At 60.1% G+C, this 23,721-nt stretch carries 19 protein-coding genes and 1 pseudogene; 6 read left to right on the top strand and 14 right to left on the bottom strand.

Features of this window, described 5'->3' with window-relative positions:
* Positions 1 to 402: 402 nt before the first annotated feature.
* Positions 403 to 1,497, bottom strand: coding sequence for a zinc-binding dehydrogenase (locus GSQ83_RS02945; protein WP_158801325.1), 1,095 nt, complete (start codon positions 1,495 to 1,497; stop codon positions 403 to 405).
* A gap of 341 nt (positions 1,498 to 1,838) precedes the next feature.
* Between GSQ83_RS02945 and GSQ83_RS02950 the strand changes: the two genes are divergently transcribed.
* The 3 genes from GSQ83_RS02950 to GSQ83_RS02960 are packed head-to-tail and all read left to right on the top strand — an operon-like array spanning position 1,839 to position 5,547.
* Complete coding sequence (locus tag GSQ83_RS02950) at positions 1,839 to 2,906, top strand: sugar ABC transporter substrate-binding protein (RefSeq protein ID WP_158801326.1); 1,068 nt, start codon at positions 1,839 to 1,841, stop codon at positions 2,904 to 2,906.
* 41 nt (positions 2,907 to 2,947) lie between these two features.
* Positions 2,948 to 4,552: a sugar ABC transporter ATP-binding protein gene (locus GSQ83_RS02955; RefSeq protein ID WP_158801328.1), complete on the top strand. Its 1,605-nt coding sequence runs from the start codon at positions 2,948 to 2,950 to the stop codon at positions 4,550 to 4,552.
* Complete coding sequence (locus GSQ83_RS02960) at positions 4,552 to 5,547, top strand: ABC transporter permease (RefSeq protein ID WP_216849885.1); 996 nt, start codon at positions 4,552 to 4,554, stop codon at positions 5,545 to 5,547. The genes GSQ83_RS02955 and GSQ83_RS02960 overlap by 1 nt, the downstream gene beginning before the upstream one ends.
* Positions 5,548 to 5,591: 44 nt before the next feature.
* Here GSQ83_RS02960 and GSQ83_RS02965 read toward each other — a convergent pair whose 3' ends face one another.
* Positions 5,592 to 6,764, bottom strand: a complete 1,173-nt coding sequence (locus GSQ83_RS02965; protein ID WP_216849886.1) for an iron-containing alcohol dehydrogenase — start codon at positions 6,762 to 6,764, stop codon at positions 5,592 to 5,594.
* Positions 6,765 to 7,581: 817 nt separating this feature from the next.
* Between GSQ83_RS02965 and GSQ83_RS02970 the strand changes: the two genes are divergently transcribed.
* Entirely contained in the window at positions 7,582 to 8,571 is a 990-nt protein-coding gene (locus tag GSQ83_RS02970) for a fatty acid desaturase (RefSeq protein WP_158801330.1), read from the top strand.
* A 198-nt stretch (positions 8,572 to 8,769) separates the two neighbouring features.
* Here GSQ83_RS02970 and GSQ83_RS30280 read toward each other — a convergent pair whose 3' ends face one another.
* From GSQ83_RS30280 to GSQ83_RS02995, 6 genes and pseudogenes are all read right to left on the bottom strand, one after another.
* Positions 8,770 to 9,063: a hypothetical protein gene (locus GSQ83_RS30280; protein ID WP_254065468.1), complete on the bottom strand. Its 294-nt coding sequence runs from the start codon at positions 9,061 to 9,063 to the stop codon at positions 8,770 to 8,772.
* A 196-nt stretch (positions 9,064 to 9,259) separates the two neighbouring features.
* Positions 9,260 to 11,155, bottom strand: coding sequence for a xanthine dehydrogenase family protein molybdopterin-binding subunit (locus GSQ83_RS02980; RefSeq protein WP_254065469.1), 1,896 nt, complete (start codon positions 11,153 to 11,155; stop codon positions 9,260 to 9,262).
* Positions 11,156 to 11,173: 18 nt separating this feature from the next.
* Positions 11,174 to 11,539: pseudogene (locus GSQ83_RS31055) on the bottom strand (xanthine dehydrogenase family protein molybdopterin-binding subunit); the annotation flags it as partial.
* A gap of 1 nt (position 11,540) precedes the next feature.
* Entirely contained in the window at positions 11,541 to 12,569 is a 1,029-nt protein-coding gene (locus GSQ83_RS02985; protein WP_158801334.1) for a xanthine dehydrogenase family protein subunit M, read from the bottom strand.
* The gene (locus GSQ83_RS02990; RefSeq protein WP_158801336.1) at positions 12,569 to 13,168 is read right to left on the bottom strand and encodes a (2Fe-2S)-binding protein; all 600 of its coding nucleotides are present in this window, start codon (positions 13,166 to 13,168) and stop codon (positions 12,569 to 12,571) included. Before GSQ83_RS02990 ends, GSQ83_RS02985 begins: the two co-directional genes overlap by 1 nt.
* Before the next feature lie 685 nt (positions 13,169 to 13,853).
* The gene (locus tag GSQ83_RS02995; protein ID WP_158801337.1) at positions 13,854 to 14,582 is read right to left on the bottom strand and encodes a GntR family transcriptional regulator; all 729 of its coding nucleotides are present in this window, start codon (positions 14,580 to 14,582) and stop codon (positions 13,854 to 13,856) included.
* A 154-nt stretch (positions 14,583 to 14,736) separates the two neighbouring features.
* Between GSQ83_RS02995 and GSQ83_RS03000 the strand changes: the two genes are divergently transcribed.
* Positions 14,737 to 15,510, top strand: coding sequence for an SDR family NAD(P)-dependent oxidoreductase (locus GSQ83_RS03000; protein WP_254065470.1), 774 nt, complete (start codon positions 14,737 to 14,739; stop codon positions 15,508 to 15,510).
* A 33-nt stretch (positions 15,511 to 15,543) separates the two neighbouring features.
* Here GSQ83_RS03000 and GSQ83_RS03005 read toward each other — a convergent pair whose 3' ends face one another.
* The 5 genes from GSQ83_RS03005 to GSQ83_RS03025 all read right to left on the bottom strand — a co-directional run bounded on the left by GSQ83_RS03005 (position 15,544) and on the right by GSQ83_RS03025 (position 20,802).
* Positions 15,544 to 16,539, bottom strand: coding sequence for an ABC transporter permease (locus tag GSQ83_RS03005; RefSeq protein ID WP_158801341.1), 996 nt, complete (start codon positions 16,537 to 16,539; stop codon positions 15,544 to 15,546).
* On the bottom strand, positions 16,536 to 17,486 hold the full coding sequence (locus GSQ83_RS03010) for an ABC transporter permease (protein WP_158801343.1): 951 nt from the start codon (positions 17,484 to 17,486) through the stop codon (positions 16,536 to 16,538). Before GSQ83_RS03010 ends, GSQ83_RS03005 begins: the two co-directional genes overlap by 4 nt.
* On the bottom strand, positions 17,483 to 19,000 hold the full coding sequence (locus GSQ83_RS03015; protein WP_158801346.1) for a sugar ABC transporter ATP-binding protein: 1,518 nt from the start codon (positions 18,998 to 19,000) through the stop codon (positions 17,483 to 17,485). Before GSQ83_RS03015 ends, GSQ83_RS03010 begins: the two co-directional genes overlap by 4 nt.
* Positions 19,000 to 19,983, bottom strand: coding sequence for a substrate-binding domain-containing protein (locus GSQ83_RS03020; protein WP_158801348.1), 984 nt, complete (start codon positions 19,981 to 19,983; stop codon positions 19,000 to 19,002). Before GSQ83_RS03020 ends, GSQ83_RS03015 begins: the two co-directional genes overlap by 1 nt.
* A gap of 111 nt (positions 19,984 to 20,094) precedes the next feature.
* A complete protein-coding gene (locus tag GSQ83_RS03025) occupies positions 20,095 to 20,802 on the bottom strand; it encodes an SDR family NAD(P)-dependent oxidoreductase (RefSeq protein ID WP_158801350.1) in 708 nt (235 codons plus the stop codon).
* 377 nt (positions 20,803 to 21,179) lie between these two features.
* Here GSQ83_RS03025 and GSQ83_RS03030 point away from each other — a divergent pair, with 377 nt between their 5' ends.
* Positions 21,180 to 22,841, top strand: a complete 1,662-nt coding sequence (locus GSQ83_RS03030) for an FAD-dependent oxidoreductase (RefSeq protein ID WP_158801352.1) — start codon at positions 21,180 to 21,182, stop codon at positions 22,839 to 22,841.
* A 305-nt stretch (positions 22,842 to 23,146) separates the two neighbouring features.
* On the opposite strand, the gene GSQ83_RS03035 is transcribed toward GSQ83_RS03030, so the two are convergent.
* Complete coding sequence (locus GSQ83_RS03035; RefSeq protein WP_158801355.1) at positions 23,147 to 23,704, bottom strand: hypothetical protein; 558 nt, start codon at positions 23,702 to 23,704, stop codon at positions 23,147 to 23,149.
* Between the last annotated feature and the right edge of the window lie 17 nt (positions 23,705 to 23,721).

The raw sequence follows: 23,721 nt of genomic DNA on the forward strand, positions 1-23,721 counted from the left end.
AGCAGAAACAGTTTGTCCATGACGGTATCCTCCCGCCATCTCCAGAATCACAATGCGCCGAGCCGAAGCAAGCAATTAATGGGTCCTGACCCTAGAATAGCAAGCAGCCCTGTCTAGATTCTAGTTCGATGGCGACGGCGATATCGCGTAGCGGGAGGTTGATTCATCGAACGTTACCTCCTGAAGTGGGACGACCGTTTCGCTTGTTTCCCTCGGCGATCTGCATCCGCTTGGTTGATGCACCGCGAATCGCGATAATGCTTCCATTCAGCGTAACGGGTCGCAGCACGATGTGAAAGAGCCGAATGGCGCTCATAATCTTTCCTCTCGGAGGTTGATCGCTCCGTATTCGGCTGTGTCGCCCTCGCACCCTTGGGGCGACACTCCGGCTCGATGCGGCGATCAGGCGGCTTCGCAGATGATCGACGCTCGCGTCACCTCGCGCTTGGCGGATTTATCGAGGGCCAGTTTGACGTCGCTGAGCGCGAAACTCGCATCCAGCAAATCAGCGAAGGGAAAGCGTTCCATATTTTCCTCTAGGAAACGCAGAGCCTTGAGCAGATAGCGAGCGTCATAGCGATCTACCGCCATGACCTGCACCGCCCGCCGCGTAAGAAGACCTGGGTCCATCTCGATGGTGAAGCCAGGCGAAAGATTGCCCATCGCCAGGTAACGCCCGCCGCGCCGCACCAGGCCCCGTACACCTTCGTTGAACGCGGCAGGCACGCCAGTGACTTCCATGCCCACATCGGCTCCTCGGCCCCTGGTCAGGTCCTGAACCGCCTTGATCCGATCGGCCTCGGTGGGGCAATCCTTCATGCTGATCACGTGATCAGCGCCGAAGGCACGCGCCTGGTTCAGCCGCAGCTCGACGCCATCGATGACGATCACGCGAATGCCGCGGGTCTTCGCGATGGCCGCGCCCATCAGGCCGAGGCCGCCGGCGCCCTGAATCACGAGGGTCTCGCCATAAGTGACGCCGATGCGATCGAGCCCGTAGTAAACCTGCGAGAGTGCGCAATTGGCGCTGGCCGCGACGCTGTCGGGAATGTTGTCGGCGACCTTGTAGAAGTTCTGGCGTGGATGGATGTAGATGTGCGTCGCAAAGGCTCCGTGGAAATGTGGCGCCTGCTCCGGCTGCATGGCAAAGAACTCATAGGCATTGTCGCAAAGGTTGTACTGGCCATCGACGCAGGGCGGGCAACGCAGGCAGGTCTGGAAATAGGTCGCGACGACGCGATCCCCGACCTTCACGGGCTGGCTGTTGAAGTCGGTCGTCACCCCGTCGCCCAGCGCCATGATGCGGCCGACCATTTCGTGGCCGATTCCGCCGCGCTTCTTTACCGGATGATGGCCGCGCCAGACATGCAGTTCGGAACCGCAGACATTGGCACGGACCACTTCCAGGACGAGCGAGCCAGGGCCCGGTCTGGGCACATCATATTGCTGATATTCGAGCTCGCCCGGGCTGGTCATAACGGCGATCGTTCCGCGCATGGTGTATTCTCCCTTTCCTGTCGTCTTCTAATTAACATGCGATGGCTTGCTGCATTTCGGCGGCGCCATCCCGGCGGCATCCATGAATAATGCAGTGCAGCATAAACCGAAGCCACAAGGCCTTCCGACACTTCCTGCGCAAGGACTATCCGCTTGCGTCCGCTCTTTGACCAGTCTCGCTCGGCTTCACTAAGCGTAATAGCAGCTATAGCAGACTTGAATATTGACACTCCAGCCGTAGAACGGGCTTGTGCGCTCAAAGTCGCGACGCTTTTGTCGATGAAGCCAGGGCCCCTCGACACCGAGAAACCAAAGCGCAAATCGACTTCGGGGAGGATAATATGCGTCTACGTCTCGGCTTTGTATCCGTGGCTGCTATCGCCGCCATGACCTTGGCTCAGCCCATTGTCGGTTCCGCGCAAGCGGCGGACAATGTATCAATCGATGTCGGCGGCGGTCATGTGATCCGCACTGACGGCAAGGCGCTTAAGATCGCCTTCTTCTCCCTAGGGTCAAGCAACAGCTTCCTCAAGGCTCAGAACGAGAAAGCCTTCGCCACAGCCAAGGAACTCGGCGTTTCGCTCGACATTTTCCAAAGCGAATTCGACGCGTCGAAGCAGATGGACCAGATGCAGATTGCCTTGGCGAGCAAGAAGTACAATGCGTGGATCGTCGAGCCGGTAGCCGGCAACGTGGCCTGCCATATCGCGACCGTCCAGGCGCCCGACGCCAATATTTTGGTCGAGGACATTGACGGTACCCTGTGCGGCCGCATCCTGGGTGAAGGCGACGAGCTATGGAGCCCGGGGACGCTGAACTATGTCGGCGGCAACGAATCGGTGAAGGCTTGGTCGATCCTGTGGGCGAAGGCCGTGAAGGACAATCCCGGACCGCAAACCGTTGGGATCATGGTTGGGCCAGCTCTAAACAGCATTACCAAGGCCTTCTTCAAGGCAATGACGGATACGGCTCCAAAGAATTGGAAGATCATCGCGCCGGTCTATACTAATTACTCGGTTCCGGATGCGGAGGAGAAGGCCCAGCCGCTGGTGCAGGCACATCCGGATATGACGATCCTGATGTCGGCCTATACGAATATCACCAAGGGCGCGGTGGCCGCCCTGCGTGGAACCAACCGGCTGGGTAAGGTGAAGATCTACGAAGGCGGCGGTACCGTGACCGGACTCGCTTACGTCAACAACGGCGTTACCGAAGCCATGCTTGCGCGCTACTCGCAGACACCGATCGATTATGCGATCCGCGCCGTGGTCGATGCCTGGGCTGGCAAGAAGGTTCCGCATTACACGGGCGACGATGGTCATGCTCTTGAGCCGGGGCGTGACCCGAACTCCGCCTCGTTCTTGGTTACGAAAGAGAATGCCGCTAACTACAAGCCCGAGAACGATTGAGGTACCCCGGCCGCGGTGGTCGGCATCTCGAAGGGCGAAGCATGTCACTGACTGACGCCCATCGGGACTTCGACAAATCCAAACCTGCGGCCGAGACGCGGCCGCAGGGTATTACGATCATGGCCACTGACATCACCAAGCAATACGGCGCGGTGCAGGCGCTTAAGGGCGTCAGCGTCGACTTCCACGCCGGCGAAGTGCATGGGCTGGTAGGCGAAAACGGCGCCGGGAAGTCCACCTTCCTGGGCATTCTGGCCGGGCGTGTGGCGCCGACTTCGGGTAGCGTGACCGCCTTTGGAAAGACGATTCTGGGCGGAAGTCCGAGAGAGTCCCGAGCCGTCGGTATTGTCGCGATCTATCAGGAACTCACGATGATCCCGGCCCGAACGGCCTGCGAGAACGTATTCCTCGGTCAATGCCCATCGTCGCTTGGCCTCGTCGATTATCGTGGCATGCGAAAGCGCTTCCTCGAGTTGTGTGAAAAGTTCGACGTGCGCATCGCCCCCGACGCGCGGACCGACGGCTTGCCCATTGCCGACCAGCAACTGCTAGAAATCATGCGCGCCTATCAGTCCTCGGCTAAGGCGGTCCTGTTCGACGAGCCGACCGCTTCTCTTGGGGAGAATGAACGCCGGAAGCTCCTGGAACTCATCAATCAAATGAAGGCGCAGGGCACCACGATGGCCTTCGTCAGCCATCATCTCGACGAGGTGCTAGAGGTCTGCGAGCGGATAACGGTATTCCGCGATGGGGCCGTGGTGGCGAGCCGGCCGCGGAGTGAATGGAATAAGCGCCAGCTGGTCCATGAAATGCTGGGCAACGAGCTTGACAGCACCTTGCAACAGCGTCCCGCCAAGCCGTCGCGCACGCCGCGCGAGCTATTGAAGGTGCGGGACCTAGCCGTGCCGGGGCTGCTCTATCCCGTTAGCCTGACGGTGCGGGCCGGTGAAGTGCTGGGCGTGGCGGGGCTGGTGGGATCGGGCCGTACCTCACTGATGCGGGCGCTGGCGGGCCTGGAACCCGCGACAGGCTGGGTTGAGATCGATGGCCGCGAACAGGGGGCGCCCCGCACGCCAAGGGCGTCGCGCGCAATGGGCATTGCGCTCATTCCGGAAGATCGCAAAGGGCAGGGGCTGGTGCTTGGCCGGCCCTCGGCATCGAATGTGATACTGGGCGACATGCCGGCCGTGGCCCGGCTCGGTATCTTCCAGGATCGCAATATCCTGGCGGCGGCCAAGGCGGCCGTCGCCGAATACGGCTTCGACCCGGCGCGCCTGAGAACGCCTGCGCGAGACCTCTCCGGTGGAAACCAGCAGAAGCTCATGCTCGGCCGCTGGCATCATGCCCGCCCCCGCCTGCTGCTGGCCGACGAGCCGACGCGCGGCATAGACATCGGGGCGAAGACCGAAATCCTCGCGGCATTGCGGAAATCCGCATTGGAGGATGGCCTGGCGGTCGTCATCGTCTCGTCGGAGCTTGAGGAATTGCTCGTTGTGTCGGACCGCATCATTGTGATGCGCGACGGCCATATGGTCGATGAGCGCGACTGTCACAACGATCAGATAGACGTGAAGACTCTGCTGCATTCCGCCTTCGCCGTGCAGACCGGCGAGCACGGCGCGGAACAGATGCAGAAGGAAAGCTGATGAAGAGCCCAGGAAGCGCCAACGGACTCCAGTCGGCAATAGCAGGCGCCCCGGCGGCGAAGCGCCGCATGCCTTTCGATGTGAGCGATCTCGGCATGATCGCTGCACTGATCGGCGTGGTCATTGTTGCGCAAATCATCTACCCCGCATTTCTCACCTGGACCAATATCAGGATCATCCTAAGTCAGAACGCGCCGCTGGGGATCGTGGCGGTTGGCATGACCTTTGTCATGATCGGCGGCGGCTTTGATCTGTCGGTAGGCGCGATCTACGCGTTCGCCGCGACGATGTTCGCCAAGATCGCTATGCAGAACGGCTTGGTCGAGGCCGGTGCCTGCGCGCTTGTGCTGGGCACTGTCTGTGGCGTGATAAATGGGGCTGTCGTGGCCTATATGCGCATCAACCCCTTCATCGCCACGCTTGGCTCAGCTTCGATCTTCAGCGGCCTTGCCTTCGTCTACTCGAACTCGACGCCGCAGACGCCGGACAATCCGAATTTTATGATTTTAGGTCAGGGGGTTTGGGGGCCGCTGCCCATCTCGGTTTGGCTGTTGATTGTAACGGTGCTGATAGGCGGTTTCGTATTGGCGAAGACCGTTTATGGCCAGTCGCTCTATGCCATCGGCGGCAACGAGACGGCGGCGCGGCTCTCCGGGCTACGTGTCGGACTGATCCGGGGATCGACCTTTGCGCTCGTCGGCATGCTGGCCGCCTTGGCTGGGATGATCGAGGCGAGCCGGCTGGCAGTGGGACAGGCGGATATTGGCGGCACCATCCCGCTGGATGCCATCGCCGTCGTGATCATCGGCGGCACCTCCCTTTTGGGCGGGGAAGGTGCGGTATGGCGTAGCGTGGTCGGGCTGCTGATCCTGGGTTCAATCACCAATCTGTTCTATTCGCTGGCCGTCGATCCGAATATTCAGCTGGTGGCTAAAGGCGCGATCGTGATCGGCGCGGTCGGGCTGGATGTTTGGTCGCGTGCGCGGCGAAGATAGGTTACGACTTCGCCGGCTCCGTTCTCCATTTCGCATTCTGGGTTTCAAGCCGCAAGGTCAAGGATCTCGCGCACCTGCCGGGGACCTTCGATCTTCCGTGGATTGCGTGGAACCCAAGGGGTATGCATCGCACTTTCCGCGATCTGTTTAAAATGCTCTGGCTTGATCTCTACCTCTGACAGGCTGCGCGGCATGCCGAGGCCGGCTATGAGCGAATCCAGCAGAGCCGCCGCGTCTCCGCCGGGACGACCCATCGCGGTGGCAACCAGCGCTTGACGTTCAGCATTCGCGGGCTTGTTCCATCGCATGACCGCGGGCAGCAGGATGCACGAGGTGTGTCCGTGTGGAATGTTGAAGGCAGAACCGAGGACATATCCGATCCCGTGACTTGCGCCCATCGGAACCTCGGCAGCGAGCGGCCCCATCGAGAGCCACGCACCGATCTGACAATCCATCCGGGCATCGAGGTCCGCCGGGTTCGCCTTGACCCGCGGCAGCGCGTTCGCAAGCAACGTGAGCCCGCGCAGCGCCGCCGCATCAGCGAAGGGATTCGACTCATTTGAGCATATCCCCTCCACGCAATGATCGACCGCGCGGATACCGGTCGACAGAAACAGCCACTCCGGGGTGTGGATAGTGATCGCGGGGTCGAGGATGACCGAGCGCGGAATGATATCGGGGTGACGAATTAGCTCCTTCACTCGGTGGCGCTCGTCGGTGACCGCGGCTGTGGCGCTGAACTCTCCGGCGGAGAGCGTTGTCGGCACGCTGATCTGACGTACCGATGGCGGCTTGCAGCGGGGTGGTCCCAGCAGTCTGTCAAGGCTTTTAACTGAACGAAGCGCGTCCATACCCCCAACCGTGCGAATGTCATTGGCGAGGCACAACTGCACCGCCTTGGCGCCATCCGTGATGGAGGTGCCACCGATCGTCACGATGAGGTCAGCTTGCGCGGTACGTGCCTCCTCAGATGCCTCGACAACCGCGCTACGAGGGGTATGTGCTGGCATTCGATCGAAGATGCCGGCGCAGCGGTCACCGAGGGCACTGCGAACGTGCTCGATCTCGTCCGTCTTGCGGTTGAGCGTGCCGCTTACCATCAGGAAGACCCGAGTCGCGTTGGCCTGCGCTACTTGCTCGGCGATCGTGTCCGATGCGGCTGTGCCGAACGACACCTCCTCCATGCGACCGAAAATGACGCGACCACGTTTTGTCATCTCTGCTCCCTGCGCAATTCACTCTGTTGAGTCGACAAGTATGAGCTTGGCCGCGGACTTATCCCAGCCACCTTGCACGGTCCTAGACGGCCGCCCTGGTCACCGCAGCGGAATCCAGAGGAGACTCTTCCGAGCCTCGGACGTCACAGGTGCGCAATTTCATCAACACGCGATATTGGTGCGTCTCGCGTGTTGTACCGCCGAATCCGATATTGGCGATCCGATACGAATCGTTTCACACGAAGAAATCTTAAGGCCCGGAGCCCACTATCGGGGTAGTTCTCTGTGTTCCAAGCGTTGAAAAATCCGATCTGTTCGACGGGGTGTTTAAGGCCGAGCTTGCGGCCTCCCACGCGGGCGCCGCAACCTGCCGAGCAGCGTCGAACGCCAGATCCGTGACCGGCATTCGTTTTGCCGCCCCTGCGTCCTTCATTCGCATTTCTAGGCCGAGACCTGGCCGTCCGCCTTCCGCCCAACGCCGCCGATCAAAGGCTGATTACGCGATTCCAAAGCGGCCTTGCGCCGCGAAGCCCGATGGCGGATCACGCTGCCCTCATTTGCTGTGGATTTGATGAATGCGCTTGCCGGCACGATCTGGCATATGTGTGCCTTCCCGGTCACCAGAGAATACCCACGCCATCAGCGCCTGGGACGCAGATCCGCCGGTTAAGAAGGGCGGATCGCTGCGGCAGCAATGCTGAGCGAGCAAAATCGACTTTCGCTGGTTTATGGCTATGTTGATGTCAGGATCCTCCGATCCGGGGCTATGAAAAGGATTTTCCTCGTGTCGCATAGTTCAACGACAGTGCCCAGTCCCATGGATGCCGCTCAGCAAGCTCACTTACGCACATTTCAGTCGTCGCTCCAGGCCCGCGCGGCGTGGCAGGTGATTTCCACCTTTGGGCTTTACTTGTTGCTGACTGGGGCAATGTACGCATTGCTGAAGTTTTCGCTATGGTTGACTTTGTTACTAGCAATTCCATGTGGTGGACTGATGGTCCGTATCTTTATTATTCAGCATGACTGTGGGCATAACTCCTTTTTTGCCGCCTCCCTGTCCAACCGAATTCTCGGGCGTGCGTGCAGCTTGGTCACGCTAACGCCTTTTGCCTGGTGGCGCCGGGTACACGCGCGACATCATGTCACTTACAACAACCTAGATCTCCGTGGGTGCCCGGCTGATTTCTATACCGACTGTCTGACCTTGGCCGAATACGAGAGATTGAGCCGGTTTAGGCGTCGGTTATACCGGTTTAGCCATCATCCAGCTCTGATCCATTTGCTGCAGCCACCGTTGGTTTTTATACTTCTACAACGAGTACCCTTCGATACGCCAGCGTCCCATCCGGCGGAGCGGCGCAGTGTCTATGCGTTGAACCTCGCCTTGTTGCTCATATTTGGCACCCTTGTATATCTTTTCGGTATAACAACGGTGCTTCTGGTGCATTTTCCGCCGTTGTTGCTCGCTTCAATCATCGGCATCTGGCTATTCTCGGTGCAGCATAGATTCGAAGCATCGCAATGGTTTTCCAAAGCGGATTGGACGCAGGCCAACGCTGCTTTGCACGGCACCTCCTATCTGAAATTGCCGCGGCTACTGCGTTGGTTCAGTGCCGATATCGGCACGCATCATGTCCACCATCTGCGCCCAGCCATCCCAAATTACCGATTGCACGATTGCCATGAAGCCTGCCAGGTGACGATGGCTGCTGTGACCATTCTTACGATCGCCGAAGCACTGAAAGCGCCCAACTTCGCGCTTTGGGACGAGAATCGCCGCCGCATGGTTCCGTTTCCCGCGCGATAATGGAAGCAAGCGTAGATCGGTTGACCGTAGATCACTTCTCGATTTAACGGTTGAGGTCGGCCGCGAGGCCAATTTAAAACTCGGTCACTTTCGTTGCCAAGTCTAGGGAGCGGACTTTCCGCCTATTTGACTTTTGCGTCGGCTTTGCGCGGCACACACCCGAGAAGCAGCCAGGCAGCTACCGGCCAGATCCCCGTTTCAGCCACTCCCGCCGCAAGCGGCGTCCATAGGTGTGCCTTCGAGGGCATTCAACCACCCAATGCCGGCATGGTTGACCAGTACGACTATCTCACCGGCGGCCGCGACGGCCTGGGCGATGCTGGCGGGGTCCGCTACGTCCAGTTGCAGCAGTTCCAGATTCGGGACAGTGGGAATGATGCTTGCGTCCGGGGTGCGCATGGTCGCGATGAGGCGTGGAGTATCCGCATGCGCATGTCGTCCTTTCGACAGCGGAATGCGTTTTGGGTTCGAGCGTTGCACCACCTGCAACATTAACGCGTATGGCGCTTCGTTAATGTTGACGTAAGAGGACGACGACAGAGCTTGGCTGTCCGCCTCAGCCGAAACACGTTAAACTGGCGCCGATACTCGTGCGGCGGTTACCATCCGTTAACGACGATGCCCAGATCGTAAGCGGGCGCGGCTTCCGGTGGGCAGCATGGAAGAGAACTGGTGCGGGGAGAATGGGCTATAGAAGCTTTTCCGCTCGCACGGGGAGTTCCCGTATCCGCTTGCCTGTAGCGTGAAACACCGCGTTGGAGATCGCCGCGTTCATGCCGACAATGCCGATCTCGCCGATGCCCTTCACGCCCAGCGGATTGACCCGGTCGTCGTTTTCCGGAACCATGATGATATCGATCGACGGCGCGTCAGCGTTCACTGGGACTATGTAGTCGGCGAGGTTCGCGTTGATCACCCGGGCGGAGACCGGATCAATCTCCGTCGCTTCATGCAAAGCCGAGGATATCCCCCAGATCACGCCGCCCATGTATTGGCTGTGCGCAGTTGTCGGATTGATGACGTTGCCCGCAGCAAAGGCCGAGACCACGCGCGGCACGCGTATTTCACGGGTTAGGCTATGCACGCGCACTTCGACGCAGTGGGCCCCGAATGCGTAAGCCGTGACGTCCTTGCGGTTGCCGCCCCGGCTCATCAAGGGGTGGCCGTTGTAGAGTTGCGCCATCGCGCTGGCCGGCAGGCCCGCGGGAATGTTCTCGGCGTAAACCTCGAGGCGTCCCCCAGTTCGCGGGACAGCCTTGCTTAGGGGCTCGCTCAACCCGTCCGCGTTGCGGAGCGCGCCGCCCGCCAAAATAAGCGTTGCCGGGTCGGCGCTGTGGAAGGGGCTGTCTTCAGCGGCCACCGCTGCCTCGGCCAAGCGCTGCCTGATGTCCGCGCAGGCCTTGACGACGACGTGGGTGGTCGTCGCAGCATTGTTTGAGCCGCCCGCGACGGGGACCGGCGGCAGGTCGCTATCGCCCAGGTGGACCGTGACATCCTTCACCGCAAGGCCGAGAGAATGGGCTGCGGTGATAGCTACGGTCGTGTAGGCGCCAGTTCCGAGCTCATGCGCGGCCATCGACACATTTGCCTTGCCCGATGGCGCGAGCGAAATGCGGACGGCGGCCGGCCCGATGTTGTTGGGGTAGAAACTGGATGCGCAGCCATAGCCCACCAGCCACTCACCCCTCCGCATCGAGGCAGGCTTCGGGTTGCGCTTGCTCCAGCCGAATTTTTCGGCCGCCTGGTCGAAACAGGGCATCAGCAGGCGGGATGAAAACGGCAGACCCGACACCGGATCGTTTTGCGTGTCGTTGACCCGCCGCAGCTCGATGGGATCCATGTTCAACGCATAGGAGAGCTCGTCCATCGCGCTTTCCAGAGCGAAGACGTAAGGCACCTCGGCGGGCGCCCGCATGAATCCCGGCGTTGCACGGTCGGCGTGAACAACGTTGACCGCTGTAGCAATCACCGGCGCGGCATAGAGCCGCGAAGTAGCCTCCACTCCGGCGACCTTGTAGCTGGAGGGCCTCGAGCTGACCTCCCAGCCCTCATGAAACATGGAGGTCAGCTTACCATCAGCTGTAGCGCTGAGCCGAACGTGCTGGCGCGTCTCGGCGCGGTAGGTGGCGATCGTAAAGCCCTGTGCGCGGGTCGGCACCAACTTGACGGGGCGACCGAGACGCTTGGCGGCCAGGGCGATCCAAGCAGTGCGGGAAGTTTGGTTGCCTTTGGAACCGAACGCACCTCCAACATACCGGGAGACCGCGCGGACATTCGCCGGGTCGATGCCGAGCTGCTTGGCGGTTGCCGTCTTCAGGCCCCACATGAACTGGGATGGCTCGTAGACGGTGAGGTTCGGACCGTCCCAGACGCAGGTGGTGGTGAAGAGTTCAATCGGGTTGTGGTGTTGTGGTGGCGTGGCGTAGCGGACGTCGAGCTTAACAGGCGCCGCGGCGAAGGCGGCGTCAGCGGCAGCTTTCTCTTCCGTTTGGTTGCCCTTGGTCTTCTCGCCGGGCCTGCCCGCTGTTATCGCTTGCACCTCAACGCCCGGCGCACCGAAACTCGCACTCGCGGCTTCCGCCATGGTGCTTACATGTACCTTGCCTGCCGCCTCAGCCGCGGACTCGAACGTATCGGCCACCACAACGGCAATGATCTGCCCGTCGTGCCAGATCCGGTTGCTTTCAAGCGTGGTGGTGGTTGGGCCACCATCCGGGCCTAGCGGCGCCTTGATCTGATTGCCGACTGTCTCATAGGTCAGTATATCCAGAACGCCCGGGACGGCCTTTGCGCGGCTGAGATCGAAGCCGGTGATATGGCCGCGCGCAATCTCACTGGTGACGAGAGAGGCAAAAGCGGGATTGGCCACGAGCTCATCTGACGCATAGCGCGCTGCCCCCGTTACCTTTGCGACGCCGTCGATGCGGGGTGTGGGCCTGCCGAACAGGCTTTTGGGATTGAAGGTCATGTCACGCCTTCCTGCTCGCAGGCGGCAGGGCTTTAGCCTGCATCAAGGCGCGGACGACTGTCTGTGGCCCGAGCGTTAGTTTGTAGTCGTTGTGACCATGTCCGGCCGCACCCGCCAACGCCGCCCGGCCTGCCGCTTCGGCATTCGCTTCGGTCAGCGGCTTGCCGGTCAGCACTGCCTCCGCGCCTTCAGCCCGCCACGGCCGATACGCCATGCCGCCAAGGCTGATGCGGATCTGACGCACCAGGTCCCCATCCATCTCAAGCGCCACGGCAGCGGAAGCGATGGCGAACTCATAGGAAGTCCGGTCCCGCACCTTCACGTAGACTGAGCGTTGTGCCCGCTTGCTGGCCGGGATGAAGAAGGCGGTGATAACCTCACCTGGCTGCAAATTGGTTTCGAACTGCGGCTGCCCCCCAGCCAAGCGGTGCAGGGAAGCGAACGGCAGACGGCGCGAACCCAGAGGTCCGGTGAGGCTGACATCGGCCTCGAGCGCCATCAGCGCCACTGCCCAGTCGCCTGGATATTGCGCGATGCAGCTAGAGTCGGTGCCGAGAACAGCATGATTGCGGTTGAACCCGGTCAGCGCCGCGCAGCCAGAGCCGGGATTGCGCTTGTTGCAGGCAGCCCATGTCGGATCGCGGAAATAGGAACAGCGGGTACGCTGCAAGACGTTGCCGCCGAGGGTCGCCATGTTGCGCAGTTGAGCGCTTGCGGCGAGCTGCAGGCTCTGGGCCAAGGCGGGATAGTCTGCCTGCACCACAGGGTGCGCCGCGACATGCGCCATCTTCGCAAGCGCGCCGAGGTGCAACCCTTCCGCAGAGGGCGTGATCGAGGACAGCTTCGGCCGCAGTGGCCCGAGGTCCACCAATCGGTCTGGCACCATCACGTCGAGCTTCATCAGGTCATAAAGTGTCGTGCCGCCAGCGAGGAGTTGCACCGGTGCATCGGTTTGCCCCTGGCCGGTCTGTCGGCCCAGGTGGACGGCCTGCGCCAAATCCGTGGCGCGTGCGTAGGAGAATGGACGCATCAAGCCTGCTCCATCTGCGTGCGCGCCTGTTTGATGGCTGAGACGATGTTGGGATAGGCGGCGCACCGGCAGAGGTTGCCGCTCATGTATTCACGGATGTCTGCGTCATTCGTGGCATGACCCTCGTTTACGCAGGCCACGGCGGACATGATCTGGCCAGGCGTGCAGTAGCCGCACTGGAAGCCATCGTGGTCAATGAAAGCCTGCTGCATGGGATGCAATTCGCCGCCGGCGGACGCCAGTCCCTCGATCGTCCTGACAGCGTGACCTTGTGCGGCGAGAGCGAGCGTCAGACAGGAGAGCACGCGCTCGCCATCGACATGGACGGTGCAGGCACCGCACTGCCCATGGTCGCACCCCTTTTTGGCACCCGTTAGGTCCATGTGCTCGCGCAGTGCATCGAGAAGCGATGTTCGGGCGTCGATCACGAGCCTGTAATCGCGTCCGTTCACGTCGAGCGTAATTGAAGGCGGTCCGGCTGCAGGCGGCGACGGAGCCTCTGCTACGGGTGCAGCGCGGGCGACGACGGGAACGGTAGCAAGTCCCACTACCCCACGGAAAAGGCCTCTGCGGCTCGGTCCCGGCGTCTTCTCGCTCATACCGCAGTTCCTTTTGGCTAGATCACCACAAGCCATCAGCAGTGCATGCCACGTCCTGCGGAAGCCATTGTCAATGCGCGCGGCGCGTTGAAACAAAATCTTACATGGTTCGAGTAAATCGCCACGTGTCCCTTTCTTGCGCGGAGATCGGAGAGTGGCTCTATACGAATGAATGTTACAGAACGGCGCCGCGTTTCCGTCGAACACACGAAAGCGTGAATTCACCCACCGAGGAATTCGTGCACAGGGAAGCGTTGATGAGCTCGCCATTCTGCCATCAACAACCGGGTCACAACGGTCGCGGAGGAGTGACGAATTCAAGCCGAGTTTGCGAGCACAGTTCTATCTTGGCTGCTATCAAAGGCGGCGATATTCGGGTGGCGACCATCGGCACCAAAGGGGCAACCGCTCGCGGTTGTTTGAAACGCCGCCGCGCCGCCAGGGCGGCGTCACGTCGTTCAGGTGTCGCGGCATTCCAACAAAGGGCTTGCTGACGCGTGAGATCAAAGCCGCACGTGGCACGACCACGATTGCAGCAATTTAAACGCTTCTGCATTGGCGCAGGCGGTTGCGACCGCGAGATGATGGAGGCGGTGCTTTGCAAATGCACCATTTGGCTCCGCCAAGTCGCAGCGGAACGGCGCGGTCAACGAGGGGCCTCGCCGCTGAGATCGCCGTCTCCCGCTCAACGAGAGGTCCGGACCCTTTTCACCTTCTGCGAGACAGTAAGCTCGATGCGGTTGATTGCCGTAGCGCCGTCTACATCGAGGAACGTAAACTGGCCAAATTTGATATCATTTTGAATTGAGCGTCGTGCCAAGTCGGGATCTCGAGTCTCCAATCCTGCGATGACGCCGTAGTGTTCGTGATCGGGACCGTAATCCTTAAGACGTCGGCGGCCGAGGTTTATTCGATGAATATGTGCCCCCATTCGGGCCCACATCATTTCGACGGTTGTGAGCACGATCGGCATCTCGGCGATGGCGACCACCGCGAGGTGGAATTCTCGATTGTAGTCACTCGCTTGATGCGGATCCCCCTGATCAAGCGCCTTGAAGAAGGCCTCGTTTATCCTGCGAACTGCTGCGACCTCTTTGCGTGTTGCTTTGAGCGCAGCAGCAGCGGCGGCTTCCCCTTCGAGATGCATTCGGATCATCTTGAGTTCGGCGACACTCGATTCTGACAAGATGGGAACGGCTATCGTCTGGGCTTTCGGCATCTCCAGGGCGCCATCAGCCGCCAGGCGAAAAATGGCTTCGCGCACAGGTGTGACGCTCGTTCCCAATTCGTTCGCTAATTCGACTAATGTCAAGCGCTGGCCTGGCGCATAATATCCACTCATCAGCGCTGAGCGGAGCTGCTCGTAGACCATAGCAGAGAGGTTGCCCCGCCCAATCTTTTGCAGTCCCTTCATGTGGCGTGCACCTCGAATTCGACCCCTGAAAAGCGGTTCTCTGTCCTTCAGCTCGGTGGAAGATGCAAGCTTACACTCAGGAGTAGGAACCCGGCAATCTTCTCTAGCCGGATCATATAGCGTATACGTGAATCCATCATTGGAGGATAGCAAAGTGAGCCAGCTGACTGTTCCCGATCTAAGGGGGAAGACGTATTTGGTGACGGGCGCCTCGACAGGCATAGGCGCAGCAGTCGCACGAGCCCTGGCGCTGCAGGGCGCTCAGGTTGCGATTCACTATAACAGCAGTGAGGGCCCCGCACGCGCACTGGCGGAAGAAATCAGCAAGGGCGGCGGAAAGGTTCACCTTGTCGCAGGCGATGCAGGAAAGCATGACGAAATCACGCGCGTTGTCATGGAGGCAGCTGAGTTCTTCGGCCGTCTGGACGGGCTTATCAACAATGCCGGCAGCCTTCTCAAGCGCGTGCCGATCGTGGAATCGGATGAGTCCTTTGATCGTCTGGTTACAGATATAAATTCGCATTCCGTTCTCTGGGCGTCCCGTGCGGCGATCCCATGGCTGAGAAAGCAGGGTGGAGTCATAGTCAATACGACCTCGATAGCAGCGCGGCACGGCGGTGGAGGCGGGTCGCTCCTTTACGCCGCCTCCAAAGGCTATGTCAGCACACTGACACGCGGCATGGCTAAGGAACTTGTAAAGGACGGCATCCGGGTCAACGCCGTCTCTCCAGGAGTAATCGCGACACCGTTCCACGAGCGCTTCAGCTCCGAAGAACAGATGAAGACGATGGTGGCTTCGATTCCGATGGGTCGCGCGGGGACGGCGGAAGAATGCGCTGGCACTTACCTGTATCTATGCTCTGACATGCTCAGCGGTTACGTGACCGGACAAGTGATCGAGGTTAACGGCGGCCAACTCATGCCATAGCTTCGGTGGGGCGGCATTTTGCGATGCCGCCCGCTAGTCCCTTCGAAGACCATAGGCGAAGACCGTCAAGATAACGATGACACCCTTGACCACGGGCTGCAGCGTCACGTTGACTCCGAGAAGGTTCATCAAGTTATCGAGCATGGCGATGATGAGCACGCCCATGAATCCGGCGATAAGGCTGCCTCGGCCACCGGTCAGGCTGACGCCGCCGATCGAAACCGCAGCTATGGAGTCGAGCGGCAACATGACGCCAGCTTGAGGGTCGCCATAGCCAACCCGCAATGAGAAGAGCAGGCCGGCCACGGAAGCTGCCAGGGACGCGGTGGCATAGGCAACCAGACGGACACGCGAGGTGGAAATGCCGGCGAGGCGTGCGGCGCGGCTATTACCTCCGACGGCAAAGACGAAACAGCCCGTCGAGGTTCTGAGATAAATTGCGACGAGGACGAGGACCATCAGCGCGACCCAGACGGGAAGAGGTAGGCCGATTAGGTTCGTTGAATAAAAGGAGTTCAATTGGCGAGGAATCGTTGCACCACCGGGCGCCGCGTCGATCGTGCCGCCGCCTGTCCAGACCTTCGCGAGCGAATAGCCGATCTGCATCGTCCCGAGGGTCACGACGAAGGAGGGAAGGCGCACGAAGGTTACGAGCACGCCGTTGACGAGCCCCAGGAGCAGGCCGGAGACCAGCGCCGCCAGGATCGCAAGGCCGACACCATGATCGAGCGAGCTCACGAAAACCACGCTGGCAAGCGCAACCGCCGCGCCCACGCTCAGATCGAAGCCTCCTGTAACGATCACCAAAAATTGGGCCGTTACCACGACCAGCAGCACGGCGTTCTGCTGCAGGATGTTTGAGAGATTTTGCGGTCGCAGTAACACGCCGCCCGATATCGCGGCGCCGATCACCGCCACTGCGAGGAGGATTGCCAGCAGGCGGAGGAGGTTCTTCTGCTCCGAGCTGGAGCCGACGATCAATTGGGTGAAGAAACGCCTCGGTTCGGCGAGGGAGGAAGACGGCGTCATCTCCGCGCGCTCCGGCTGACGCTGTATTGGCTAAAGGCCAAAGCGATCAGAACGATCGAGCCCTTGACAGTCCCCTGAACGTACGGGGAAACGCCGGATAGATTGAGCACGCTATCGAGAATTCCAAGAAGCAATACGCCGGCGACGATGCCCGAAGTACGGCCAATGCCGCCGAACAGACTGGCACCTCCAATTATGACGGCGGAGATGCTGACAAGTTCGTAGCCTGTACCGCTCAGGGGATGCCCTGTACCTATTTTCGCAGTCAGGAGCACGCCAGCAAAACCCGCCATGAGACCAGAAAAGCCGTAGACGCAGATTTTGATTCGAGGAACATCCAGACCGGTGAGGCGGGCATTCTCTTCATGCCCGCCGACCGCGTAGATTGCCCGGCCTAGGGGCCATTGCGTGAGAAAAAGGGCCAGCAGGGCGGCACACAAAAGAAAGAAGGCGAAGCTGGCGGGAACGCCGAGGAGCCGGAGATGTGCCAAATGCATAAAGGAAAGATTCAACAGCGGGATCGGACGGCCGGAACTGATAGTGAGCGCGAGGCCCCGCCCGATGCTCATCATGCCCAAGGTCACGACGAAGGCGGGGATGCGGGTATAGGCGACGAGCAATCCGGTGATGACCCCCGACGCCGTGCCGGCGAGCAAGGCGGCAACGATCCCGAGCTGGTAGCCCATGACCTGCGCGGCCATGGCAGTGACAACGGCCGTGATACCAATTACCGAACCCTGCGAGAGATCGATGCCGGCCGTTAGGATGACCGGAAATTGCCCGAGCGCAATCAAGCCAATCACCGAATACTGAAAAGCGATCGAGGAAAGGTTGAATCGCGTGAGGAAGTCGGGCTCCAGAACGGCGGCCAGGCCGAAAAGGATGACGACTGCGACGACTTGCCCATGCCGGGCCAGCGACTGGGGCCTGAAGCGCGCTGACCTCACGCAATCGACTCCGGCCTGGTTCGGAAAGCGAGAGCCATGACGGCTTCTTCTGTCGCGCCCTCACCGGCCAGTTCGCCGGCGATGCGCCCCTTTGCCATGACCACGATGCGGTCCGATTGCGAGAGGATCTCGGGTAAGTCAGAAGAGATCAAAAGAATACCGATACCTCGCTCAGCGAGCGTGCGGATGACAGCGTAAATCTCGCTGCGCGCGCCGATATCAACGCCGCGGGTGGGCTCGTCCAGGATCAGGAGCGAGACCCCGGCGGCCAGCCAGCGGCTCAGCACCACCTTCTGCTGATTGCCTCCACTCAAACGAGCCACCAATGTCTTGGGCGTCGCGGGCCTCACGGCAAGGCCTCGCGTGCGGTCCGTCACCTCCCGTCGTACCCGTCGCCAAGGAACCCAACCGGCGTGGCTCAATTTCCGAACGAGCGTATATCCGCCGTTCTCAAGAATGCTGCGGGTTAAGACCAGTCCGTCGCGTTTCCGGTCTTCCGGCACCATGCCGATTCCGAGCTTTACGGCCTGGAAGGGGTCGGAGGGCGAAACCGTCTTGCCATCGAGCACGATCTGACCACTCCGCGGCCGTGTTGCCCCGAAGATAAGCCGCGCGGTCTCGGTTCGCCCCGAGCCAATTAGTCCAGCCATCCCGACGATCTCTCCGCGGCCTACAGAGAAGGAAACGCCTTGGACGGTTTCGCCATCGCTGAGGTCACGGACTTCGAGCAGAGGCGCGTTTGTAGTTTGCGCCGACCGACGAACCGGACGTTTAACGTCACGCCCCACCATATCACGGACCAAGCGATCGTGGTTGTATTCCGCGATTGTGCCGGTGCTCGCCACGCTGCCATCCCGGAGCACGGTGATGCGATCGCCGATCTCAAAGATCTCTTCCATGTGGTGAGAGATGAACACTACCGCGATGCGCTGCTCACGCAGCTTCTTGACCAGATTGAAGAGGGCCCTCGTCTCCGTGCGGGTGAAGACGGCGGTCGGCTCGTCCAGGATCATGACGCGACATTCGTCTGTCAAAGACTTTGCGATCGCGATCATCTGCTGTTGGGCAATCCCGAGTTCTTGTACGGGCCGGTCCAGATCCACCGAAACATGCATGGAATTGAGAACGGCTCGGGCGCGCCGCAGCCGTTCCGCCCGGTCGATGCGGCCTAGCCTCCCGCGAGGCTCGCGACCGAGTAACATGTTCTCAGCCCCATCGAGGTTCGGGATGAGGTCAAGTTCCTGATAGATGGTCGCAATGCCATTGTCGCGCGCCCAACGGGGAGTCATGGAGTCAAGCGGCCGGCCGGCCAAGATAACGTTGCCAGAATCGGGTGAATAGGCGCCGGAAGCGATGCGTATAAGTGTAGACTTGCCCGCGCCATTTTCCCCCATCAAACAATGGACCTCTCCGGCGCGAAAGTCGCAGGAAACGTCCCTCAGAACTTGGATGGCGCCGAAAGCCTTGTGAATGCCTTGTAGCGAGAGGGGATGCTCTCCCTCAGACGCGATCATTAAAACTTCAGGCCCTTGGCGGTTATGGATTTGAGATAGGCTTCAGCGGCGTCCTTCTTGTCCGCGTCAAAGACCAGGATGGGCAGATTCTGGTGTGCGGCGATCGTCTGGCCTGCCAATAGCTTCTTGACGTTGGCAACAACGATTTCCCCGAAATAAGGTGGCGTCTGGGTCTCTCGGGCGATTTCGCCTGCCACAACCGCCTCAATGGCTTGGATCTGGCCGCCCTCCCCAACAAGGTAGCCGAGTATCTCAGTCCGCCCGGCCGATTTGATGGCCTGGATCGCGCCCATCGTCATGTCGCTATAGTCTGTCCACACAACATCGATCTTCCCTTTAGGGAAGCGCTGCAGAAAATCCTGCATGACGCGAATGCCGCCTTCCTTGGTAAAGCCGCCGTTGGCGGTTCCCACAACCTTGATGTCCGGGTAAGGCTGCATGACGTCAGCCCATCCTTTGCCGGCATCGATAACCGGCGATGATCCCGGGATACCGCCGACCCGCACTACGCTGCCTTTTGGACTGCCATTTTTGGCCTTGAGCAGCTCGACCGCCTTCTCGGCCAAGAGCTTGCCGGAATCATAGTGACTCTGGACAATCTCAGCTTTGAACTCACCCTCTCCAGGCTTTGCTGCCAAGGTGCGGTCGATGACGATCATGGGAATGCCGGCGTCGTTGGCGAGACCGACGGCAGGCGCGAGTGCTACAGACTCCAGTGGAGCGACGACGAGCACATCCGGAGATTGCGAAAGCATGCTTTCGATGTCGGAGAGCTGCTTGGCGGGATCATCGTCTGACGAGGCCGTGATGAAACGCCATCCTTGCGCTTCGATGTGTTGTTTCATATCGCTCTGATTGGTAACTCGCCAGTCGTTGATCAGATCAGCTTGCGAAAAGGCCACTGTCACTTTTTTGGCCTGGGCAGGCGCAAACCGGCCTGCAACAGCGATGGCCGCGGTCGCGGCGGTAGCCGAGCTGAACATTCTTCGCGTTATCACGAGACGATCCTCCTTAGTTTTGCTCCGGCCGTCGGGCCGTGAGGGATGGTTTATTCATGATCGGTAGGCGGCGCTCGATTGGCAGACCTGCTACCGCTACGAAACGGAATAGCCGCCGTCGATCGTGTAGAGGCTGCCATTCACGTAGGACGCCTCCTCGGAAACTAGGAAGCGAATGACGCGCGCGACCTCTTCTGGCGCCCCCCAGCGTTTGATTGGCAGCCGCCGCATTATTCCTTCGGCCCGCGCCGGATCACTCATGGCGTTGGATGAAATTCGCGTTTCGATCCAACCGGGCGCAATTGCGTTGATTCGCACGCTTTCACCCCAGGCGACAGCGAGCGATTTCGTGAACTGCACGACAGCCCCTTTGCTCGCAGCGTAAGCCGGTGTGAACGGTGAACCAAAGATCGCGTACATAGAGGCGAAGTTGACAATGGCGCCCCTCGCGGCCGTGAGGGCGTCCTTAAAGGCGAAGCAACAAGCAGCCGTGCCATTAAGGTTCACGTCTACGACCCGGCGGAACCCTTTCATGTCAAATTCGCCCCTATTGTGGGCGATCATGCCGGCAGCGTTGATCAGAGCGTCGAGACGTTGAAAGCGACCGGCAAAGTTTTCGATAGCTTCGTCGTCAGTGACGTCGATCTTAACGAACTCTAGGCCAGCCGGTAACTCCGTCTCAGCCTCAATTCCAATCGCGGTAACCTTATAGCCCTCAGCCAGCAGGAGCCGCGCAGTTGCTAATCCGATCCCAGTGCCCCCGCCTGAAATCACGGCGATCTTGTGCTGAGCTACCTGCGTCATCCTAACATCCCATCCCTCAGCCTACCGTTCGATGCGGCAGAACATCATATACGTATAGGCTATATCCAACGCTCGTCAACGGCCGCCGTGTCGCAGTGAGTGAGGGCGCACTACGGACCTATACTGGGGCCAGTGTGTCGCGCCCACTACAGGCTCGCCCAGCTGCCCCCCCAACGCATCTCGCGTCCGGCCAAGCGGCCGGGTCGACACGCGATGAGATTCCCTCTTGCGGATTGACGCCGCGGCACTGCACCCGGACAAAATCGCTGCTTTGAGGTCGATGATTTCTGCGTCGACCCCCAGGAGCCATTGCGCAAGCGTACGAAACTAGAGCAAGGTTCAATTCTACAAACCGCCTGCGACATTGCGGAAAAAACATGCTCACAATCGATGATATTCTCACCGTGCCGTTGTTTTCATCATTGGGGGCGGCGGAACTTGGGCGTCTCGCACAGACTTCCGCTGACATTCATCTCCTCGCTGGAGAATTCGCCGTCCCTGAAGGGGGTGAGCGTGCGTTGTTCGCAGTACTCGCGGGCAAGATGGAGGTCGTCAAGACGATCGACGGGATTGAACGCAGGCTTGGCTGGCGTGTCCCGGGCACCATTTTTGGCGAGGTTCCGCTCGCCCTTGGCACACCATTTCCTGGCGGCTATCGCGCCTCAGAACCCTCACGCGTTATGCGTGTGGACATGCGTCAATACTACACCATTGCCGCCATGGCGCCCGAGTTCTCGATGAAGATGGGGGCACTCGCGCGCGAGCGGTTGGGGGGATTGCAGAGCATTACCGCTGAACCGCCCAAAGCGCGTGTCACCGTCGTCGGGCCCCGTTGGGACGCCGTCTGCGGCGACTTGCGACGCTTCCTCGACCGAAACCAAGTCAGTTTCGAGTGGCTGGCACTCGATGCGCCGCATTTGCCGGCGGCATGGCCGGCCCCCCCGCCCATCGCCCAAGACTGCCCGATACTGCGACTGGCGGACGGAACGGTGGTGAGCCGGCCGAACACACGCGAAGTCGCGCGTTTGCTCGGCCTGCAGACAAGCGCACGCGCTGCTGAATACGACACGGTCGTAATCGGCGCCGGGCCGGCCGGACTTGCGGCAGCCGTATATGGGGCGTCCGAAGGGCTCCGAACCATCGTCGTAGAGCGTGAGGCCCCCGGCGGCCAAGCGGGGACCTCCTCGCGGATCGAGAACTATCTGGGGTTCCCCAACGGTGTTTCAGGCGACGAACTCGCAAGCCGCGCATTGCTGCAGGCGCGGCGGCTTGGCGCGGAGATACTGGTAACGCGTTCGGTTCGCAATATCGATCCAGTAACGCGCGAAGTCCTCCTCGATGGCGATGAGGTCATCAGCGGCCGCACAGTGATCCTTGCTACTGGAGTCGCCTGGCGCCGTCTTGCCATAGAGGGTTTTGAACGGCTGATCGGTAAGGGGATCTATTATGGCGCCGCACGCAGTGAAGCTGGCGCGACCAATGGCATGGATCTCTATCTTATCGGCGCGGGAAATTCGGCCGGTCAGGCCGCGATATATTTTGCCAACCACGCGCGGCGCGTGACGCTCGTTGTGCGGGGCGAGTCCCTTGAAAGAAGCATGTCGCAATACCTCCTCGATCAGCTGCGTACGAAATCTAATATTGCTGTCCTCCTGAGGTCGGAGGTTACGGCTGCACATGGTGAGGCGAACTTGACAGAGATCGACGTTCGCGACGGCGCCACAAGTTCGGTTCGCCGCGTCGCCTGCAATGGCCTATTCGTCTTTATCGGTGCGGATGCGGAGACAGATTGGCTGCCGGCCGCGATCTCGAGGGATGCGCGAGGTTACGTGTTGACTGGTGACGACGTGGTAAAAGCTGGGGTATGGTCGCAACCACGTGATCCCTACCTGCTCGAAACAAGTGTGCCCGGTGTTTTCGCCAGTGGCGACGTCCGATTGAGTCCTGTTAAGCGGGTTGCGGCCGCGGTGGGAGAAGGAAGCATGGTCATTGCCTTCATCCACCAGTTTCTTCAGCAGGCCGGAAGGCAAGCACCATAGAATGTCACTGAATTGGTTGCCCAGGAAAGGTAGCCTAGAAGCCACCCCTTGCAGAATCCGCCCGGCGATCGGAACGGGATAGACGATCGGCACGCGAGAAGGAGTTCTATCGTGTGTAGAACCTGATCCTGAGCGTTTTAGATAGCTCAGTCGATTAGGCCGCGAAGGCTCCAGTGGACCGCAGCCCCGTAGAGCTGGATTGTCGATAGAGCGTCAGCCGACCTGGCGGAACTGGCCGGGCGGCGTCTCTCGTGCCGGCGGTCATTCGTCCTTGCTCTGCTTCAGCAAATGCCAGCACCAAACATCTAGGGTGGACTCAATAGGACCTGGAACTCCGAGACGGATTCTTTGCGAAGCCAGGGGTCGATCTCGTGTCTTTTTGCTGGACCGTTGTGATCGACAGTGCGTCGCAGCAGGCGAGCAATATATTCCATCGCCAATTGGTGATCCTGCTTCATAGCCTGTTGAAAGTCGTTGCCATCCACCGAACCGACTTTACCGAGCACAAGCTCCTTGAGCTCCTGTCCAAACGCCATTGAGTTTGCGCTGACTTGCCACGCACCCGCTTCGATGGTGTCACGTGTGACGGACGTTGGGTTAGTTGTATCGACACCCGCATTCCAATCCCATGAGGACTCGAAACCGGCGAGGACTCGCATGACTTCCAACATAGCGGCACGACGATGGCTAATATTCTGCCAAGGACCAAGAACGCCGACTATGTTTGAATAGATGTCTGTATTTGAGTTGGCAGCAAAAATTTCGTCTGGCGCCGTTCTGCCCCAGGCAACGAGTTGGTTGAGAAAGCTGTCCGGTGGAACGCCTCGGTTGAGGACTGCGTCTTTCATTGCCTGAAAGGCCATAAATATTCCTCTCCGCT

Origin of the sequence: Acidisoma sp. L85 (genome assembly GCF_009765865.1) — a bacterium.
Taxonomy (GTDB): Bacteria; Pseudomonadota; Alphaproteobacteria; order Acetobacterales; family Acetobacteraceae; genus Acidisoma.